Raw genomic sequence first — 17,667 nt, 5'->3', positions numbered from 1 at the left:
ATGCTTCAGGTCGCGGCCGCGCGCCGCCGCTTCAGCGCGCCCCAGAGGGGCAGGCAGAAGACCAGCAGGGTCATCACGCCAAGCCCGCCCGCGATGGGCCGCTCGAAGAAGGCGAGGAGGTTGCCATCCGCCTTGATCATGGACGTGACGAAGCTCTCCTCCAGCATTTTGCCGAGTACGATGCCCAGCACGCAGGGGGCGATGGGGATGTCGTGCTCTTCCATGAGGAAGCCGAGGATGCCGAACACCAGCATCAGCACCACGCCATAGGCCGAGTTGTTCACCGCATAGGCGCCGACGATGCAGAACAGCAGGATGAGCGGGATGAGAATGCGCCGCGGGAAGCGCAGTAGGGCGGTGCCCGCCTTCAGCGCGGCGAGGCCGAGCGGGATCATCGCGAGGTTGGCGATGATGAAGATGATGAAGACCGCGTAGATGGATTCGGGATTGTTCAGGAAGAGGGTCGGTCCGGGATTGAGGCCCTTGAGATAGAGAACCCCGATGACGATGGCGGTGATGCTGTCTCCCGGAATGCCGAACACCAGTGCCGGCACCCAGGCGCCGGCGAGGGCCGCGTTGTTGGCGGAGGTGCTCTCGATGATGCCTTCCACATGGCCGGTGCCGAACTTCTCCGGCGTCTTCGAGAACTTCCGGCTCATGGCGTAGGACACCCAGGCGGCGATGTCCGCGCCGGCGCCGGGCAGGATGCCGATGGCGGTGCCGGTGATGTTGCCGCGGATCTGCTGCGGCCAGTATTTCACGATCAGCCGGCCCCAGCCTTTCAGCGGATTGCCGAGCGAGGTCTGGCGCACGGACCAGTCGGGCGCACCGGCGGCGATGGTGCGGATGACCTCCGACATGGCGAACAGGCCGATCATGGCGGGGATGAAATCCACCCCTCCGAGCAGGTTGGAGTTGCCGAAGGTGAAGCGCGGCACGCCGGCCGGGTTGTCGATGCCGATTTGCGCCACGAACAGCCCGAGGAACAGCGACACCAGCCCCTTCACCGGCGAGCCCGAGCCGATGAAGATGGCGCAGGCGAGCCCCATCAGCGCCAGCCAGAAATATTCGAACGAGGAAAAGCCGAGCGCGATCTCCGCGAGCAGGGGCGCCGAGACGATGAGGACGGCTGTTCCAAACAGCCCGCCCAGCGCCGAGAACAGCACGTTGGCCCCGAGCGCCACCTCCGCCTCGCCCTTGCGGGTCATGGCGTAGCACTCGTCCGAATAGGCGGCCGAGGCCGGTGTGCCGGGCATGCGCATCAGCGTTGCCGGAATGTCGCCGGCGAAGATCGCCATGGCCGAGCACGAGATCATGGCGCCCACGGCGGGGATAGGGTCCATGAAGAAGGTGATCGGGACCAGGAGGGCGATGGCCATCGTCGCCGTCAGGCCCGGTATGGCGCCGACCACGAGGCCGAAGGCCGACGCGACGAGGATGGTGAGGATCACGTCCCAGCGCAGGACAAGGTCGAGGCCGGCGAGCACGGCGTTCATGGCAGGAAGCTTTCCACGAGGCCGCGCGGCAGCGGTACGCGCAGGAGCATGTTGAACGAGAGATAGGTGAAGAGCGCGGTCGCCAGCGCGATCCCGATCGCCTGTACCAGGGGCACACGCACGAGCAGGAAAAGACCGGTCAGGACCACCGTCGCCGTGGCAACGAAGCCGATGAGCGGGGTCAGCGCGATATAGGCGAGGACGAGAGCAATGGTGGCCGCCGCCCGGAAGCCCGCGCCGGGCGTGCGCACCCATGTCGCCTGGGCGAGCGGAAAGGGCCCCGTGCGCACCGACCCCACCGCCAGGATGAAGCCGCAGGCGGCCAGGCCTGCGGCCGTCAGAACGGGGAAGACATCCGCGCCATAGGCCTGCCCCGGAATGGGTGGCAGGCCGGATGCGGCCGAGAACAAGGCGGCAGCCCCCGCGAGTAGCAGCAGGCCGAGGATCAGGTCACTGAAGCGCATGATGCGGCTCCGGCGTCGCGGGGTGGAAGCGGCGGCGAGGGCCGCCGCGTTCAGGCGCCGTCGCTATTTGGCGAGGCCGACTTCCTTCATGACGGCGCCGAGCGAGGCATCCGCCTTGGCCATGAACTCGGCGAAGCCGGGGCCGTCCGCATAGCGCCCGCCGAACCCGCGGTTGGTGAGGAAGTCCTGATATTCCTTGCTGTCGTAGACCTTCTTGAGGGCCGCCTGCAGCTTGTCCGAGGCCGCCTTGTCGAGGCCCTTGGGGGCGGCGAAGCCGCGCCATGCGCCGATGGTCCAGCTGCTGCCGGTGGCTTCCTTCAGGGTGGGAATGTCGGGCATCAGCTTGGAGCGCTCGCTCGCCATGATGGCGAGGCTCTTCACGCGCTTGGCGTCGATGAGCGAGCGCGCCTCGGGGATGGAGCAGGTGACGACCTGCACGCCGCCCGCCACGAGGTCTTGCAGGCCGGGCGCCGCGCCGTTGGACGGCACCCACGGCACGCTCTTCGGATCGAGCTTGAGCGAGGACAGCATGCCGGCGAGGGCAAGGTGCCAGATGCCGCCCTGGCCGGTTCCGGAAGCCTTGAACTTACCGGGGTTGGCTTTGATGTCGGCGATGAGGTCGTCGAGCGTCTTGTAGGCGGCGTCGGCGCGGACCTGCACGCCGGCAGGATCCTCGTTCATCAAGGCGAGGGGGGTGTAGGAGGCGCCGGTGAGCTGGGTCAGGCCCTGCCAGTGCATCATCCCGATCTCCACGGTGATGATGCCGATGGTGTAGCCGTCCGGCGTCGCGTCGGCGATGGCCTGATGGCCCACCACGCCCTGCCCGCCGGTGCGGTTCACCACAGCGATGGGCTGGCCGAGATCCTTCTCGAGAAGCGAGGCGACGATGCGCGCGACCGCATCGGTTCCGCCGCCAGCGTTCCATGGCACGATGAGCGTGATGGGGCGGTCGGGATAGGCCGCCGTCGCAGCGTTCGGTGCAAGGGCGGCAAAAGACGATACGGCGAGGGCGAGCCCCGCCATCAGAAACCGGCGCATGGTGTCTCTCTCCCTGACATTCGGCTTCTTTGGCCGAAATCTAATCGTTTTGAATGACCGTAGGTCAGTGCCTCCCCTAGGTCAAGGCGATGACGGCCGCCGCGATCTTCCGGCGGGAGGTGGCGCCGGCGCCCCCAGTGGCTTAAGCTTCCTTGGAAAATGTGAGCTTCTGAGGCGCAGGGGCTGGCGATACGGCAGCTTCGACGTACATAAGCTGATGGGCAGGAAGCGCGCGCAGCGGGGTGCGCGCAACCGGTCGAGGCAACCCGGCGGGCCGAAGATCGGCGCGCCCGAGAGGCATGGCGAAGCGCAGTGCTGGACATCTACACGATCATCTTCCTGGCCCTTGCGGTCTTCATCTTCGTGCGGCTGCGCAGCGTGCTGGGGCAGAGGACGGGGCGCGAGCGGCCGCCTTATGACCCCTATTCCCGCGATACCGCCCGCCCGCCGCAGCCGGCCCCCGAGGGCAAGGTGGTGCCTCTGCCGGAGCGCAACGGCCCGCCGCCCGTGGCCGCAGGCCCCGTCGAGGTCGAAGCGCCCGCCTTCCGCTGGGAGGGCGTTGCGGCCGAAGGGTCCGCGACCGCCGCCGCGCTCGACGAGATCGCCCGCATCGAGCCGGACTTCGACGCCAAGCACTTCCTGACCGGCGCCCGCGCGGCCTATGAGATGATCGTCACCGCCTTCGCGGCCGGCGACCGCCGCCAGCTCAAGGACCTCCTCGCCAAGGACGTCTTTGACGGCTTCGTCTCCGCCATCGCCGACCGCGAGAGCCGCAAGGAGACGATGGAATCGCGCTTCGTCTCCATCGAATCGGCGGACCTGCAGGACGTCACCGTGCGCGGGGCTAACGCGCAGCTGACCGTCCGTTTCGTGTCGAAGCTCATTTCCGTCACCCGCGGCCCGGACGGCGTGGTGGTGGATGGCAGCCCCGACACGGTGGCCGACGTGACCGACGTGTGGACCTTCGCCCGCGATCTCGGCACGCGCGACCCCAACTGGAAGCTGGTGGCGACGGAAGCCGCCCAGTAGCCCATGGCACAGGCGCGCGCCGTCACAGCCGGCGTGCGGCGCGTCGTTCCCGGCGCTGCCGTACGAGGCGCGATCCTCGCGGGGGCTGTGGTGGCGCTGCTGGCGGCGACGTCCGCCGACGCTGCTGACCGCGTTCCGCCCCTATCTTCATCGGCCATGCCGCTCCAGCCCATCGTTCCCTCTGTGCCGGGCGCCCGGCTTGAGCCCGTCGCCTTCACCGATCTGGACGGCTGGACCTCTGACGACCTTGCCGCTGCCTTCGCGACGTTCCGAGCCAGCTGTGCGGCTTTGAAGACGCCGCCGGCGGAGGTCGGGCCGGCCTCCGCGCCAACGCTCCGGCAGGGCCTGCGTCACGCCTGCTCCGCCGCCGCGCGGCTCGGTCCGGACGCACCCTCTCCCCGTCTCGCCCGGCTGTTCTTCGAGGCGAATTTCCGCGCGTGGCGGGTGATTCCGGAGGGCAGCGCGGGCGGCTACTACACCGGCTATTACGAGCCGGAGGTGGAAGGCGCGCCCCAGCCCGGCAACGGCTTCGACGTTCCCGTCTATGGGCGGCCCGACGATCTCGTCATGACCGGCCCCGGTGCCACGCCCAATTCCGGCTCCGCCTTCCGGCGGGAGGGCGGCGCCCTTGTGCCGTATCACGATCGCGCCGCCATCGAGGATGGCGCCTTGGCGGGGCGCGGGCTGGAGATCGTCTGGCTCAGAGACCCTGTCGATCTGTTCTTCATGCAGATCCAGGGCTCCGCACGCGTGCGTCTCCCGGACGGGCGCATTCTTCGGCTCGGCTATGACGGTTTCAACGGCCAGTCTTATCTGCCGGTGGGGCGGCTCCTGATCCAGCGTGGGCTGGTGCCTAGGGAAGAGATGTCCATGGCGCGCATCCGCGCCTTCATGGAGGCGGATCCTGCGGCGGGCCGCGCATTGCGCCGGGAGAACCCTTCCTTCGTCTTCTTCAAGGCCCTGCCGCTGGGTGTCGACGCCGGGGCCATGGGCGCGCAGGGCGTACCGCTCACGGCGGGGCGCTCGCTCGCGGTCGACCGCAAGCTCCACACCTACGGCACGCCCATCTTCGTGGAGGCGGACCTGCCGCTCTCCGCCCCCGGCACTGCCGAGTCTTTCCGCCGGCTGATGATCGCGCAGGACACCGGCTCGGCCATCGTCGGGCCGGCGCGGGCGGACCTGTTCTTCGGTGCCGGCGATGCGGCGGGCGCCGTGGCCGGCCGCATCCGGCATCCCGGCACGTTCACCATGCTGGTGCCGCGCTTCGCCAGGGCGGGCTCCGGAGGCGCACCATGAGTCGCCGAGGCCGCCGCCGGATCCTCGATGCGGAGGAGCGCGCGCTGTGGGACCATGTGGTGCGCTCGGTGAAGCGACTGCGGCCTGAAAAGCCCCTTGGCGCACCGGCCATTGTGGCCGCCCCCGAGCCGCCCCCCGTCGTCGAGCCGCCGCCCGAGCCGAAGGCGAAAACGAAAGCCAAGGCCGGCACCCCGCCCAAGGCGGCCGTCGCCCCCGCTTCCCCGCCGCCCCCGCCCCTTGCCGCGCTGGAGCCCAAGACCCGCCGCCGCCTCACCCGCGGGGCCGAGGTGGATGCCCGCCTGGACCTGCACGGCCTCACCCAGGCGGCCGCCCATCGCCGGCTGCGCCTGTTCCTGATGGAGGCGCAGGCGAGCGGGCACGCGCTGGTGCTGGTCATCACCGGCAAGGGCGATCCCGAACGCTTGATGAGTTCCGGGCCGGCCTTCGGCGAGGGCCGGGGCGTGCTCAAGCGCGCCGTGCCGCTGTGGCTCGCCGAGCCCGATCTGCGGGCGGTGGTTGTGGGATTCGAATCCGCCGGGCGCCGCCATGGCGGGGAGGGTGCGCTCTATGTCCGCATCCGCCGCCGGCGCTGAGCGTCCTTAATTCAGAGACAGGCGGACGCGGGCATTCCGTAGGTACGTCCTGCGCCGAGCAGGTGGGCGGTGAAGCGTCGCGCCGGGAACAGGCGCGCGATGGCGGGATCGGCGACGCTCAGTCCGCCGGCATAGGCACCGAAGGCCGGAAGGATCATGCGGCTGCCATCGGTGACGAAACACCGCCGCCGCACGCCACGCCCACGCATCACCACCCGCGCAGCGGGGTGGAGATGCCCGCACACCTCGCCCGGCGCCGGCCCCTCTTCTGGCTCGTGGCGAAAGAGCAGCGGGCCGAGGGCGAGCATGGCGGTACCCTCGCCGCCGAGGTCGTGGGGCAGGGGGTCGTGGTTGCCGGCGATCCAGATGAAGGTGCGCCCCGACTGGATGCGGCGGATCTCGTCGCGGAGCGGATCGGCCATGCGCTCGCCGGCCCAGCGGTCGTGCAGGCTGTCGCCAAGCGCGATCACCATGCGCGGCTGGTGCAGGGCGACGACGGCGGAGAGGCGCTTTAGCGTATCGAGCGTGTCGTAAGGCGGCAGCATCTGGCCGCGGCGGGCAAAGGCGGAGCCTTTTTCGAGGTGGAGGTCCGCGACCACCATCAGCTGCTCGTCCGGCCAGAGCAGGGCGCCGGACGGGTCAAGCTCCAGTTCTGCGCCGCGGAGATTGATCCGCGCGAGGGAGAGGTCCGCTGATTCGGCGAGGGCGAGCATGGCGGCGGATTTTGCCCAATGGCGTGACGCGAGCAAGCGCGACGTTCGCGCCGGCATTGAGGCACCATCAACGCCAGATGCCCGCCTCAGCCAGCATGGCCGCGACATCCTCCGGCCAGACCTGCTCGGCGAGGGAGGCCAGCGCGTCTCTTTTCCACCAGGCGTGGTGCACCAGCGCCTTGCGCTCATCCTCCGACCAGCCAGTGGACGAGACGACGAGGCCTGGCGCACGCACGAGGAAATAGACCTCCCGCGAGCGGACCCTCTGCCCGTCCGGCATCATGAACGAGACCTCGCGGCGGGCGACGGCGGGGCCGGGATGGGCAATCCGAAGGCCGGTTTCCTCCAGCAGCTCGCGGCAGGCGGCCGCCTCATAGGTCTCGCCCGGCTCCAGCCCGCCGCCGGGCGGCGCCCAGAAGACGTTTCCGGCAAGCGCGCCTTCGGCATAGGCGAAGCGGAACAGCAGCAGCCGGTCCTGCGCGTCGAGCACGAGGAGCCGGGCGGCGGGGCGGTCGATGGCATCGCCTGTCGTCACAGGAAGCTCTGCGGGTCCACGTCGATGGCCACCTTGATGTTGCCCGTCACCTTCGGTGCGACGGCCCGCCATTCCCTGAGATAGGCGGGTAGGTCGAAGTTGCGCGGCGAGCGCACAAGCAGCCGCCAGCGGTGCCGCCCGCGCAGGATGGCGAGCGGGGCTTCCGCCGGGCCGAGGATGCGCACGTCCGGCACGATTGGCGCGGAGGTGGCGAGGCGCCGGGCATGGCCTTCTGCCACGTGAGCCTCGCTGGCAGACACGATGAGCGCCGCCATGCGGCCGAAGGGGGGCAGGTGCGCTTCCTCGCGGGAGGCGATCTCCACATCGTAGAAGGCGTCACGATCCCCCGTCACCAGCGCGCGCATCACCGGATGCTCGGGCATGTGGGTCTGGATGAAGCCGCGCCCCTCCGCCTTGCCGCGCCCGGCGCGCCCGGCCACCTGATGCACCAGTTGGAAGGTTCGCTCGGCGGCGCGCGGGTCGCCATGGCCGAGACCCACGTCCGCATCCACCACGCCCACCAACGCGAGGCCGGGGAAATTGTGGCCCTTGGCGACGAGCTGGGTGCCCACCACCACATCCACGTCGCCCTTCGCCACCGCATCGAGCTCGGCGCGCATCCGCTCCACCCCGCCGAGCAGGTCCGAGGAGAGGACGAGGGCGCGGGCATTGGGAAAGAGGGTCTGCACCTCTTCCTGAAGCCGCTCCACGCCCGGCCCGACCGGAACGAGGCTGTCCGGCGCGTCGCAGGCGGGGCATTTCTCCGGCACCGGCGCCTGATAGCCGCAATGGTGGCAGGTGAGACGGCGGCGGAAGCGGTGCTCCACCAGCCAGGCCGTGCAGGAGGGGCAGCGCATGCGATGGCCACAGGAGCGGCACAGGGTGAGCGGCGCGTAGCCCCGCCGGTTAAGGAAGAGCAGCGCCTGCTCGCCCGCCTCCAGCGTGGTGTTGATCTCCGCTTCCAGCCGCGGCGCGATCCAGCGGCCGCGTGGCGGACCTTCCTTGCGCAGATCGATGGGGGAGAGGCCGGGCACCTTGGCGCCGCCGAAGCGCACGGGGAGGGCGAGCCGCCGATAGCGCCCGCGCCGTGCATTCACCTCGGTCTCGATGGAGGGCGTCGCCGAGGCCAGCACGATGGGCGCGGAGGCGAGGCGCGCCCGCACCACCGCCATGTCCCGTGCGTGGTAGCAGACGCCGTCCTCCTGCTTGTAGGCGGGGTCGTGCTCTTCATCGACGATGATGAGGCCGAGGTCGCGGAACGGCAGGAACAGGGCGGAGCGGGCCCCCGCCACCACCTTCACCGCGCCGGACGCCACCTCGTTCAGCACCTTCGCGCGGCGCCGCGTGGAGACGCCGGAGTGCCATTCTGCCGGCTTCACGCCGAAGCGCTCGGTGAAGCGGTCGAGGAAGGCCTGGGTGAGGGCGATTTCCGGCAGCAGGATCAGCGCCTGCTTGCCGGCGCGGATCGCCTCCGCCACCGCCTCGAAATAGGTTTCCGTCTTGCCGGAGCCGGTGACGCCATCGAGCAGGTGGACTGCGAACGCCTTCGCCTTCACCGCCGCGACCATGGCCGCCGCCGCCTCCGACTGCGGCTGCGAGAGCTCGGGCACCGCATGGTCGGGATCGGGCGGATAGGCGGCGGGCTCGGGCGGCAGAACGACAGCTTCCAGCGTGCCGTCATCCACCAGCCCGTCCACCACGGAGGGCGAGACGCCGGCCTCCCGCGCCGCCTCGGTCTTGCCGCGCACGAAGCCGTCGGCGAGCGTGTCCAGAAGCCGCGCGCGGGCGGCGGTCATGCGCGCCGGTGCCGTGCCGGTGAGCCGCACGCCCACCCGCTCGCGCGCCGCGCCCGGGCTCTCGCCATGCCGCAAGGCCATGCGCAGCACCATGCCGCGCGGCGCCAGCGTGTAGTCGGCCATCCAGTCGATGAGCCTGATGAGGTCGGGCGGCAGCGGAACATAGTCCAGCTTGGCTTTCACCGCCTTGAGCTTGCCGGCCTCCACCGCCTTGCCGCCGGCCGCCTGCGTGCGCGGCCAGACAGCGCCGATGACGCTCTTGGTGCCGAGCGGCACATGCACGAGGTCGCCGGGCGACACCTCCATCCCCTCGGGCAGGAGGTAGGAATAGGCGGCGTCGAGGCCGAGGGGGAGCAGGACGTCGACGGTGCGCGGGCTCATGTTCGTCTTTTGGTCCGGCGCGCGAGAAAGGTCAAAGGGGGTTTCTCCCCTTGCGTTCCATGTTGCGCGCGTCTACCTCGAACCCATGAAATTCCTCGATCAGGCCAAGGTCTATGTGCGCTCCGGAGACGGCGGGGCAGGGTGCGTCTCGTTCCGGCGCGAGAAGTTCATCGAGTTCGGCGGTCCCGACGGCGGCGACGGCGGGCGCGGCGGTGACGTTTGGATCGAGTGCGTCGACGGCCTCAACACGCTGATCGACTATCGCTACCAGCAGCATTTCAAGGCCAAGAAGGGCGACCACGGCCGGGGCGCCAACCGCACCGGCGCCAAGGGCGCGGACGCTGTGCTGAAGGTGCCGGCGGGCACCCAGATCCTCGACGAGGACGAGGAGACCATCCTCGCCGACCTCACCGAGGTGGGCCAGCGCATCCGGCTGCTGGAAGGCGGCAATGGCGGCTTCGGCAATGCCCAGTTCAAGACCTCCACCAACCAGGCGCCCCGCCGCGCCAATCCCGGCCTCGAAGGTCAGGAGCGGTGGATTTGGCTGCGCCTGAAGCTGATCGCCGACGCCGGCCTCGTCGGCCTGCCCAATGCCGGCAAGTCCACCTTCCTTGCGGCGACCACGGCGGCGAAGCCCAAGATCGCCGATTATCCCTTTACCACGCTGCACCCGGGCCTCGGTGTCGTGCGGGTGGACGGGCGCGAGTTCGTCCTCGCCGACATTCCCGGCCTGATCGAGGGCGCCCATGAGGGTGTCGGCATCGGCGACCGCTTCCTCGGCCATGTGGAGCGCTGCCGCGCGCTGCTGCATCTGGTGGACGGCACCTCCGAGCATGCCGGCAAGGCCTACAAGACCGTGCGCGCCGAGCTTGCCGCCTATGGCAACGGGCTCGACGAGAAGCCCGAGATCGTGGCCCTCTCCAAGGTGGATGCCCTCTCGCCCGAACTGCTCAAGCAGCAGAAGGAGCGTCTGCAGCGCGCGGCCAAGAAGAAGCCGCTGCTCCTCTCCGCCTCCTCAGGGCAAGGCGTGCAGGAGGCGCTGAGGGCGCTTCTCTCTGTCGTGGAGGAGGCCCGCGGCGTTGAGAAGGAAGAGGCCGCGCCGCGCGACGGGTGGCGGCCGTAGGGTGCTGCGCGGGTTCGCCAGTCAGGTTGTCCGCAGGCCGCCGGGCTTGAACTTCGGGCGGCCTATGGCCTATGCCGTGGCCAAGGCGCATGACGTGCCGCTCCTCTTCAAGGGGGATGACTCCCGCACCGACGTGCGCCGCCCGCACGCCTGAAGTGCCCTGCCGGTTCACAAGTCCATGGCCTCCCCCGAGACTGCTTCCTTCGAGTCGCCCTCCGATGCGCAGGCCAAGACGCCCGCATTCGCCGATTTCCGCCGCATCGTCATCAAGGTGGGCTCGGCCCTTCTGGTGGATCGGGCGCAGGGCCGGGTGCGCCTCGCCTGGCTGACTTCGCTGGTGGAGGACATCGCGGCCCTGCACGCCAAGGGCTGCGAGGTGATGGTGGTTTCCTCCGGCGCCATCGCGCTGGGGCGCACCGTGCTCGGCCTGCCGGCCGGGCCGCTGAAGCTGGAGGACAGCCAGGCCGCCGCCGCCGTGGGGCAGATCGCGCTCTCCAAGACCTGGGCGGACATCCTTGGCCATTACAACATCACCGCCGGGCAGGTGCTGCTGACGCTGGGGGACACCGAGGAGCGGCGCCGCTATCTCAACGCGCGCTCCACCCTCGGCCGGCTGATGGAGCTGCGCTCCGTGCCGATCATCAACGAGAACGACACCGTCGCCACCACCGAGATCCGCTACGGCGACAACGACCGCCTCGCCGCCCGCGTCGCCACCATGGCGAGCGCCGACCTGCTGGTGCTGCTCTCCGACATTGACGGCCTCTACACCGCCCCACCCGCGCAGGATCCCAACGCAACGCTGATCCCGGTGGTGCCGCGCATCGGCGCCGAGATCGAGGCCATCGCGGGCGACGCCGGCTCCGAGCTGTCGCGCGGCGGCATGCGGACCAAGATCGAGGCCGGCAAGATCGCCACCTCCGCCGGCACCCACATGGTGATCGCCTCCGGCCATGTGAAGAATCCGCTGAAGCGCATCATGGAGGGCGGCCGCTGCACGTGGTTCCTCACTTCCGCCAATCCCGTGCGCGCCCGCAAGAGCTGGATCGCCGGGGCGCTGGAGCCGCGTGGCACGCTGCATCTCGATGACGGTGCGGTGGCGGCGCTTCGGCGTGGGGCGAGCCTGCTGCCGGCCGGTGTGAAGCGCATCGACGGCCAGTTCGACCGCGGCGACGCCGTGGTGCTGCGCGGTCCCGACGGCGCCGAAGTGGGGCGCGGCCTCGTCGCATATGATTCCAACCACGCCGCCCGGATCATGGGCCACTCCACCTCGGAGATCGAGGCGCTGCTGGGGGTGAAGGGCCGGTCCGAGATGGTGCACCGGGACGATCTTGCGCTCGGAGTGGAGTGAGCCTTCAACCTCAGCGCAATACCGCAAGGTAAGGCGCTGAAACCGCTCGACAGGTTGTGTGCGGCGGGATAGCGGTTGTGATCGCGGGGGCGAGGGGCGCGCCGTCGCCCGTCGTCCGCGTCGCCTCCCATAGGCGCCTCGTGATGGCCCAGCGCGTGAAGTTTCCCGTCTTCGAGGCGCTCAAATTCACCTATCGGTGGACGCTGACGGTTCTGCGCAAGCACTGGATCGTGGCGCTGATCTATGCGGTTGGAACGCTGGCCTGGAATTACGTCGGCGTCATCATGCTGGGGGATGTTGTCGAGTCCGGACAACCGCCCACTGCGATGGCGTTCGTGAAGATCTACGGGCTGAACGCAATAGAGGGCTTCGCCTTCATTTATCTGGCGTTGCTGACCCATAACGAAGTGCTGCGGGGATCAGGCGGCTTCAATGCCGCGACCATGGGCCCGCTCGGCATTCGCGGCCTCACCTACCTGTTCGATTCCCTTATCCTGTTTCTGGCAGCTGTCATTCTGGTGGTGCTATCCGGCGCCGTCATCGCTTCCATCGTCGCCCTGTTGCGAAATGGCAGCGCGTCGACATTGGTTGGTGTCGTTGGCGTGGTTGCCATCTGGCTCGTCGGGATCGGTGTCGTCACCCGGCTGAGCCTCAGGCTGCCGTCCCGGTCGATCGGCCAGCCGATGCCATGGAGCGACGTCTGGCGTCTGGGGCGCGGAAATACCCTGCGGCTCGTCGGCGGCACATTGCTCCTCTCGCTCGCCATGCTGGCGGCCGTCATTGTCGTGGTGCTCCCCGTGCAGTTGCTCTTCGGCTCGTTCTCGGCGACGGACATGCACGTCGTATCGCAGACGAAATCCACGCCCCTTGGGCCGCTTCACCTGGAAATGCGGTCGTTCGAGACGCCCGGCATGCCGTTCATCCCGGCCCTCATCAACGGCCTCCTCTCCGGCATCATGTCTGTCATTGGCGCGATCGCTCTCGCCGCCTACGTTTCGCTCGCCTTCGCGTATCTCCGCCAGGTCTCCGAGGACGCGCCGTCAGCTCCGCTCCTTGATCGGGACCCCAACGAGCCGCCCGAGGACTTCTGATCCCCGCGCCCACCTGTCGCACCCGGCGGGCAATGTGCTAGGGAGGAAATGCGCCCCCATATGAGGGCCAACGTCCTGTCCTGCTTTCGAGAGTCATCCCATGTCCACCGCCTCCGCCCTTCGCACCGATGCCGCCGCCACTGCGGGCCGGCCTGTGCCGCCGGCGGAGCTGGAGGCGGTGATGCTGGCCATGGGCAAGCGCGCCCGCGCCGCCGCCCGCAGCCTCTCCCTCGCCGCGCCCGAGGCGAAGACGCAGGCGCTCAACGCCGCAGCCGCGGCGATCCGCGCGGCATCCGGTGAAATCCTCGCGGCCAATGCCATCGACGTCGCCAAGGCCAAGGCGGAGGGCATGACCGGCTCCTTCCTCGACCGGCTGACCCTCACCCCCGCGCGGGTGGAGGCCATGGCCGAGGGCGTGGAGCAGGTGGCGGAGCTGGCCGATCCCATCGGCCTCGTCACCGAGCGCTGGACCCGCCCGAACGGCCTCATCATCGAGCGCGTGCGCACGCCGCTCGGCGTGATCGGCGTCATCTACGAGAGCCGGCCGAACGTGACGGCCGATGCCGCCGCCTTGTGCCTGCGCGCCGGAAATGCCGTGATCCTGCGCGGCGGTTCGGACAGCCTGAATTCCTCCGGCGCCATCCATCGCGCCTTCGTCGCCGGGCTTGCCACCGCCGGCCTGCCCGAGGATGCGGTCCAGTTCGTCAACGTGCCCGACCGCGCGGCGGTGGGCCACATGCTGGCGGGCCTCGGCAACACCGTGGACGTGATCGTGCCCCGCGGTGGCAAGAGCCTCGTCGCGCGGGTGCAGAGCGACGCGCGGGTGCCGGTGTTCGCCCATCTCGATGGCATCAACCATGTCTATGTAGACAAGGCCGCCGATCTCGACATGGCCAAGACCGTGGTGCTGAACGCCAAGATGCGCCGCACCGGCGTCTGCGGCGCCGCCGAGACGGTGCTGATCGACCGGGCGGTGGCCGGAACCCACCTCAAGCCGCTGGTGGAGATGCTGATCGACGCCGGCTGCGAGATCCGCGGCGATGCCGAGGTGCAAGCGGTCGATGCGCGCGTGAAGCCGGCCCTTCCCGGGGATTGGGACACCGAATATCTCGACGCCATCATCGCCGCGAAGGTGGTGGACGGGGTGGGCGATGCCATCGCCCATATCGAGGCGCACGGTTCCCACCACACCGATTCCATCGTCACCGAGGATGCGGCGGCGGCCGACCGCTTCCTCGCCGAGGTGGACAGCGCCATCGTGCTCCACAACGCCTCCACCCAGTTCGCCGATGGCGGCGAGTTCGGTTTCGGCGCGGAGATCGGCATTGCCACCGGGCGGATGCATGCGCGCGGTCCGGTGGGTGCCGAGCAGCTCACCTCCTTCAAGTACCGCATCCACGGGTCGGGACAGACCCGTCCGTGATGTCGTCCGGCCCCCTTGTGGAGCCCGTGACGCCGCGTGCCGCGCGGCGCCTGCCCTTCGTCACGGAGGGGCTGCGCGTCGGGCTGTTCGGGGGCAGCTTCAACCCCGCCCATGCAGCCCATCGCGCGGCGAGCCTCCTCGCCCTGCGGCGGCTCGGCCTCGATCGGGTGTGGTGGCTGGTGACGCCGGGCAACCCCCTGAAGGACAATCGCGCCTTGCCGCCGCTGGAGGAGCGCATCGCCATCGCACGCGCGGTGGCGCGCCATCCGCGCATCGATGTCACCGGTTTCGAGGCCGGCATCGGCACCCGCTACACCTACGAGACGCTGGCCTATCTCGTGCGACGGCTGCCGGGCGTGCGCTTCGTCTGGATCATGGGGGCGGACAATCTCGCCCATTTCGACCGCTGGCAGCACTGGCGTGGCATCGCCGACCTCGTGCCCATCGCGGTGGTGGATCGCATGGGCCAGAGTCTGGCCGCGACCGCCTCTCCGGCCGCGCAGGCGCTGGCGCGATATCGTCTGGGCGAGCATGAGGCGCGGCTCCTGGCGGACTGCGCGCCGCCCGCCTGGGTGTTCCTCCACGGGCTGAAATCGCCCCTGTCTTCAACGGGAATCCGGGCGGCTCGTGCACTGCCGGGAGGGCACCGGATCGAGGTTGCCTGCCACACGTCTTGAAAATTCATTGATTTGCAGGCATTCTGACGGGGTGCGACGGTTTGGACCGTCGCCTTGAGCGAGAGGATTTGGACCCCTGTCCACGACGGCACTTATGGCGGCCGCTGAGATGACACCGCCCGCCACGGTTTCCGAGGCGCTTCCAGACGCTGCGGAAATTCTCGCCCTCGTCCAAGCCCGGTTGGAAGACGACAAGTCTGAGGACATCGTCTCCATCGACCTGCGCGGCAAGACCTCCATCGCCGACTACATGGTGATCGCCTCCGGCCGTTCGCAGCGGCATGTGGGCGCCATCGCCGAGCACCTCATCGAGGCGCTCAAGGCGGCGGGGATCAAGCACGTGCGCGTGGAAGGCCAGCCGGCCTGTGACTGGGTGCTCATCGACGCGAACGACGTGATCGTGCACGTCTTCCAGCCCGAGGTCCGCAACTTCTACAATATCGAGAAGATGTGGGCCGGGACGCCCCGTTCCTGATGGCGTTTCCGGTTCTGGCGGGCCTTTAGACGACGTGCGCCTCGTCCTCGCCTGTGTCGGCCGGCTGAAAGCCGGCGCCGAGCGTGAGCTCGTGACCCGCTATGTCGACCGCATCCGTCCCGCCGGCCGGCCCTTGGGCCTCGGCCCGTGCGACATGATCGAGATCGCCGAATCCGCCGCCCGCCGCGCCGAGGACCGCATGGCCGAGGAAGCGGCGGCGCTCCTGTCGGTGCTTCCGGCGGGGGCGGGGTTGGTGGTGCTCGATCCGCGCGGGCGCAACCTCTCCAGCGAGGACTTCGCCCGCCGCATCGCTTCCGATCGGGATGGCGGGCTCTCCGCCCTTGCCTTCGTCATCGGCGGCGCGGACGGCCTCGGGGAAGAGGTGCGGGCGCGGGCGTCCCTGCTGATCGCCTACGGCACGGCCACGTTTCCGCACCAGCTGGTGCGCGTCATGCTGGCGGAGCAGATCTACCGGGCCGTCACCATCCTCGCCGGGCATCCCTATCATCGCGCGTGAGGGCGCGGCGTGGGAATCGGCTGCTCGCATTGACATCCGGGTCCCGGCCCCTTATCACGCCGGCTCCGATCCAATTCCCGGTGTCGATAGGCCGCGCGGCAAGCGCGCCGCGGTCGGCTCCGAAATTCGACACGAGCGAGTTTGTCATGAAGATCCGCAATTCCCTCAAGTCGCTGCTCGGCCGTCACCGCGAGAACCGTCTCGTGCGCCGCAAGGGCCGCGTCTACATCATCAACAAGACCCAGAAGCGCTACAAGGCGCGCCAGGGCTGAAGCCCGGCCCGAGCGCCGCCGGACCCGATCGGTCAGGGCGGCGGTCTTGAGCAGATGTGATCTCTTGCGCCGGCCCGGGGCCTCCTCGCGGCCGGCGCAACTGTTGACGGCGCGTGCAACGCGGCGGACACTTCGCCGATGATCTTCCGCGCGATGCCTCCCGCCCCCGCCAGCCGCACGCTCCGTGCCGCCCGTATCGGCTTCGCCGCCGCGCTCTCCATCGCGATCTTCGGCGGCCTCGCACAGGCGCAGCAATTGCGCGGCGACAAGGCCATGCCGCAGCCCGGCCCTCCGTCCGCCAGCCCGTCTGATTCCGCCCCGGCGCGTCCGCGCCTGCCGAAGGACAAGCGCACCCAGGTGGAAGGCCTGTTCGCCGCCCTGAAGGTCGCTCCCGACGATCGCAGCGCCAAGATGATCGCCGACCGGCTCGACCAGATTTTCGGCGATTCCGGCAGTCCCAGCGCTGACCTCCTCATGGCCCGGGCGGCGGCCGCCGCAGAGGCGAAGGAGACGGACCTCTCCCTGCAGCTGCTGGACGAGGTGATCGAGATCGAGCCCGATTATATCGGCGCGCTCAGCCGACGGGCGACGATCCTCTACATGCGCGACGACTACGGGGCCGCCTTGGCGGATATCCGGGAAGTGCTGGCGCGCGAGCCGCGCCATTTCGCCATGCTCTACGGCCTCGCCCTCATCATGCGTGACCTCGGCGATGACAAGCGCGCGCTGCAGGCGGTGCGTCAGGCGCTCGCCGTCAATCCGCACCTCGATGGGGCGGGCGAGCTGGAGAGTCAGCTCACCATCAAGGTCGAAGGCCGGCCGATCTGATCCGCCTCAGGGCTTCGCGCGCGGGGCCGGCGGCGGCAGGGGGGCGGGGGCCTGGCCCTGCTTGGTCTGGCTCGATTCCGTGAGCTGAACCGTCCAGGACTTCTGCTCCTGCGTGTCCACCTCGAAGAAGCCGGTGCGGTCGAAGCCGCGGGCAAGGCAGTCCTCGGCGCCCTTGATGGTGAATTCCTTTTCCCGGGTGCACATATAGGCCTTGCCGGCCCACTCGCCGCCCTGGTCGTAATCCACGGCATAGAGGTAGTAGAAGCGCGCCGAGAGGTCGCCGCGCAGCAGCGTCTCGCAGCTGTTGGCCGCGACATTCCACCAGCCTTCGGTGGCCCAGGCGTCGCCATCCTTGTAACCGAGGGCGATGCCCACCCGGCTCTGGGTGCGGTTGCACAGCCGGAACTCGGCGGCAGCGGGCGTGGGAATGAGGGTGGCGCCGATGCCGAGCGCGAGGGTGGCGCCGAGCAGGAGCGCGAGGCTCCGTGGCGAACGGCGCTCCCCCCGGTCCGGCGCGGTGAGGCCTGCCGCGCAGGGTTCGGGCATGCCGTCGAAGCGGAGGGGCGTTG

General features: G+C 69.5%; 19 protein-coding genes. 12 read left to right on the top strand and 7 right to left on the bottom strand.

Annotated elements, in window-relative coordinates; genetic code table 11:
- Positions 1-5: 5 nt before the first annotated feature.
- The 3 genes from FHT36_RS14915 to FHT36_RS14905 form a co-directional block, all read right to left on the bottom strand.
- Positions 6-1,496 carry a tripartite tricarboxylate transporter permease gene (locus FHT36_RS14915; protein WP_169123288.1) on the bottom strand — a complete coding sequence of 497 codons (1,491 nt, stop codon included), beginning with the start codon at positions 1,494-1,496 and terminating at the stop codon, positions 6-8.
- Positions 1,493-1,960 (bottom strand): tripartite tricarboxylate transporter TctB family protein, encoded by a 468-nt coding sequence (locus FHT36_RS14910; protein ID WP_169123287.1) that lies wholly within the window; start codon positions 1,958-1,960, stop codon positions 1,493-1,495. The genes FHT36_RS14915 and FHT36_RS14910 overlap by 4 nt, the downstream gene beginning before the upstream one ends.
- A gap of 63 nt (positions 1,961-2,023) precedes the next feature.
- The gene (locus FHT36_RS14905) at positions 2,024-2,998 is read right to left on the bottom strand and encodes a tripartite tricarboxylate transporter substrate binding protein (RefSeq protein ID WP_169123286.1); all 975 of its coding nucleotides are present in this window, start codon (positions 2,996-2,998) and stop codon (positions 2,024-2,026) included.
- A 312-nt stretch (positions 2,999-3,310) separates the two neighbouring features.
- Here FHT36_RS14905 and FHT36_RS14900 point away from each other — a divergent pair, with 312 nt between their 5' ends.
- The 3 genes from FHT36_RS14900 to FHT36_RS14890 are packed head-to-tail and all read left to right on the top strand — an operon-like array spanning position 3,311 to position 5,916.
- Positions 3,311-4,027, top strand: a complete 717-nt coding sequence (locus tag FHT36_RS14900) for a Tim44/TimA family putative adaptor protein (protein WP_407077079.1) — start codon at positions 3,311-3,313, stop codon at positions 4,025-4,027.
- 3 nt (positions 4,028-4,030) lie between these two features.
- Positions 4,031-5,323, top strand: coding sequence for a murein transglycosylase A (locus FHT36_RS14895; RefSeq protein WP_246702250.1), 1,293 nt, complete (start codon positions 4,031-4,033; stop codon positions 5,321-5,323).
- Complete coding sequence (locus FHT36_RS14890; protein WP_169123285.1) at positions 5,320-5,916, top strand: Smr/MutS family protein; 597 nt, start codon at positions 5,320-5,322, stop codon at positions 5,914-5,916. The genes FHT36_RS14895 and FHT36_RS14890 overlap by 4 nt, the downstream gene beginning before the upstream one ends.
- A gap of 11 nt (positions 5,917-5,927) precedes the next feature.
- Here the strand turns inward: FHT36_RS14890 and pdeM are convergent, their stop codons facing one another.
- From pdeM to FHT36_RS14875, 3 genes are all read right to left on the bottom strand, one after another.
- Positions 5,928-6,629: a ligase-associated DNA damage response endonuclease PdeM gene (gene pdeM / locus FHT36_RS14885; RefSeq protein ID WP_169123284.1), complete on the bottom strand. Its 702-nt coding sequence runs from the start codon at positions 6,627-6,629 to the stop codon at positions 5,928-5,930.
- A gap of 67 nt (positions 6,630-6,696) precedes the next feature.
- Positions 6,697-7,164 (bottom strand): NUDIX domain-containing protein, encoded by a 468-nt coding sequence (locus FHT36_RS14880; protein ID WP_348644472.1) that lies wholly within the window; start codon positions 7,162-7,164, stop codon positions 6,697-6,699.
- Positions 7,161-9,341 carry a primosomal protein N' gene (locus FHT36_RS14875; RefSeq protein WP_169123282.1) on the bottom strand — a complete coding sequence of 727 codons (2,181 nt, stop codon included), beginning with the start codon at positions 9,339-9,341 and terminating at the stop codon, positions 7,161-7,163. Before FHT36_RS14875 ends, FHT36_RS14880 begins: the two co-directional genes overlap by 4 nt.
- Before the next feature lie 85 nt (positions 9,342-9,426).
- Here FHT36_RS14875 and obgE point away from each other — a divergent pair, with 85 nt between their 5' ends.
- The 9 genes from obgE (at position 9,427) to FHT36_RS14830 (ending at position 17,098) form a co-directional block, all read left to right on the top strand.
- Positions 9,427-10,464, top strand: coding sequence for a GTPase ObgE (gene obgE, locus FHT36_RS14870; protein ID WP_169123281.1), 1,038 nt, complete (start codon positions 9,427-9,429; stop codon positions 10,462-10,464).
- Positions 10,465-10,642: 178 nt separating this feature from the next.
- Positions 10,643-11,815: a glutamate 5-kinase gene (gene proB, locus FHT36_RS14865; RefSeq protein WP_169123280.1), complete on the top strand. Its 1,173-nt coding sequence runs from the start codon at positions 10,643-10,645 to the stop codon at positions 11,813-11,815.
- A 143-nt stretch (positions 11,816-11,958) separates the two neighbouring features.
- Complete coding sequence (locus FHT36_RS14860; RefSeq protein ID WP_169123279.1) at positions 11,959-12,906, top strand: hypothetical protein; 948 nt, start codon at positions 11,959-11,961, stop codon at positions 12,904-12,906.
- Positions 12,907-13,087: 181 nt separating this feature from the next.
- Positions 13,088-14,329 carry a glutamate-5-semialdehyde dehydrogenase gene (locus FHT36_RS14855; RefSeq protein WP_246702266.1) on the top strand — a complete coding sequence of 414 codons (1,242 nt, stop codon included), beginning with the start codon at positions 13,088-13,090 and terminating at the stop codon, positions 14,327-14,329.
- Positions 14,329-15,006 carry a nicotinate-nucleotide adenylyltransferase gene (locus FHT36_RS14850; protein WP_169123538.1) on the top strand — a complete coding sequence of 226 codons (678 nt, stop codon included), beginning with the start codon at positions 14,329-14,331 and terminating at the stop codon, positions 15,004-15,006. The genes FHT36_RS14855 and FHT36_RS14850 overlap by 1 nt, the downstream gene beginning before the upstream one ends.
- Positions 15,007-15,115: 109 nt before the next feature.
- A complete protein-coding gene (gene rsfS / locus FHT36_RS14845) occupies positions 15,116-15,481 on the top strand; it encodes a ribosome silencing factor (RefSeq protein ID WP_309298257.1) in 366 nt (121 codons plus the stop codon).
- Between the two features lie 34 nt (positions 15,482-15,515).
- Complete coding sequence (gene rlmH / locus FHT36_RS14840) at positions 15,516-15,998, top strand: 23S rRNA (pseudouridine(1915)-N(3))-methyltransferase RlmH (RefSeq protein WP_169123276.1); 483 nt, start codon at positions 15,516-15,518, stop codon at positions 15,996-15,998.
- 146 nt (positions 15,999-16,144) lie between these two features.
- Entirely contained in the window at positions 16,145-16,270 is a 126-nt protein-coding gene (ykgO, locus tag FHT36_RS14835; RefSeq protein ID WP_024276737.1) for a type B 50S ribosomal protein L36, read from the top strand.
- 138 nt (positions 16,271-16,408) lie between these two features.
- The gene (locus tag FHT36_RS14830) at positions 16,409-17,098 is read left to right on the top strand and encodes a tetratricopeptide repeat protein (protein WP_169123275.1); all 690 of its coding nucleotides are present in this window, start codon (positions 16,409-16,411) and stop codon (positions 17,096-17,098) included.
- Between the two features lie 6 nt (positions 17,099-17,104).
- Here the strand turns inward: FHT36_RS14830 and FHT36_RS14825 are convergent, their stop codons facing one another.
- On the bottom strand, positions 17,105-17,644 hold the full coding sequence (locus FHT36_RS14825; RefSeq protein WP_169123537.1) for a DUF1036 domain-containing protein: 540 nt from the start codon (positions 17,642-17,644) through the stop codon (positions 17,105-17,107).
- Positions 17,645-17,667 lie beyond the last annotated feature (23 nt).

Source organism: Xanthobacter sp. SG618 (assembly GCF_012932745.1).
Lineage (GTDB): Bacteria > Pseudomonadota > Alphaproteobacteria > Rhizobiales > Xanthobacteraceae > Xanthobacter > Xanthobacter flavus.
The sequence above is the reverse complement of the archived record's forward strand: the minus strand, read 5'-3'. Positions and strand labels throughout refer to the sequence as shown.

Excerpts from the sequence above, each read along its gene's own strand:
- FHT36_RS14830 (WP_169123275.1), top strand. The coding sequence starts at position 16,409 with ATGATCTTCCGCGCGATGCCTCCCGCCCCCGCCAGCCGCACGCTCCGT.
- FHT36_RS14850 (WP_169123538.1), top strand. The coding sequence starts at position 14,329 with ATGTCGTCCGGCCCCCTTGTGGAGCCCGTGACGCCGCGTGCCGCGCGG.
- FHT36_RS14910 (WP_169123287.1), bottom strand. The coding sequence starts at position 1,960 with ATGCGCTTCAGTGACCTGATCCTCGGCCTGCTGCTACTCGCGGGGGCT.
- FHT36_RS14905 (WP_169123286.1), bottom strand. The coding sequence starts at position 2,998 with ATGCGCCGGTTTCTGATGGCGGGGCTCGCCCTCGCCGTATCGTCTTTT.
- FHT36_RS14895 (WP_246702250.1), top strand. The coding sequence starts at position 4,031 with ATGGCACAGGCGCGCGCCGTCACAGCCGGCGTGCGGCGCGTCGTTCCC.
- FHT36_RS14855 (WP_246702266.1), top strand. The coding sequence starts at position 13,088 with ATGCTGGCCATGGGCAAGCGCGCCCGCGCCGCCGCCCGCAGCCTCTCC.
- proB (WP_169123280.1), top strand. The coding sequence starts at position 10,643 with ATGGCCTCCCCCGAGACTGCTTCCTTCGAGTCGCCCTCCGATGCGCAG.
- FHT36_RS14890 (WP_169123285.1), top strand. The coding sequence starts at position 5,320 with ATGAGTCGCCGAGGCCGCCGCCGGATCCTCGATGCGGAGGAGCGCGCG.
- rsfS (WP_309298257.1), top strand. The coding sequence starts at position 15,116 with ATGACACCGCCCGCCACGGTTTCCGAGGCGCTTCCAGACGCTGCGGAA.
- FHT36_RS14915 (WP_169123288.1), bottom strand. The coding sequence starts at position 1,496 with ATGAACGCCGTGCTCGCCGGCCTCGACCTTGTCCTGCGCTGGGACGTG.
- pdeM (WP_169123284.1), bottom strand. The coding sequence starts at position 6,629 with ATGCTCGCCCTCGCCGAATCAGCGGACCTCTCCCTCGCGCGGATCAAT.
- FHT36_RS14875 (WP_169123282.1), bottom strand. The coding sequence starts at position 9,341 with ATGAGCCCGCGCACCGTCGACGTCCTGCTCCCCCTCGGCCTCGACGCC.
- FHT36_RS14825 (WP_169123537.1), bottom strand. The coding sequence starts at position 17,644 with ATGCCCGAACCCTGCGCGGCAGGCCTCACCGCGCCGGACCGGGGGGAG.
- obgE (WP_169123281.1), top strand. The coding sequence starts at position 9,427 with ATGAAATTCCTCGATCAGGCCAAGGTCTATGTGCGCTCCGGAGACGGC.
- FHT36_RS14860 (WP_169123279.1), top strand. The coding sequence starts at position 11,959 with ATGGCCCAGCGCGTGAAGTTTCCCGTCTTCGAGGCGCTCAAATTCACC.
- ykgO (WP_024276737.1), top strand. The coding sequence starts at position 16,145 with ATGAAGATCCGCAATTCCCTCAAGTCGCTGCTCGGCCGTCACCGCGAG.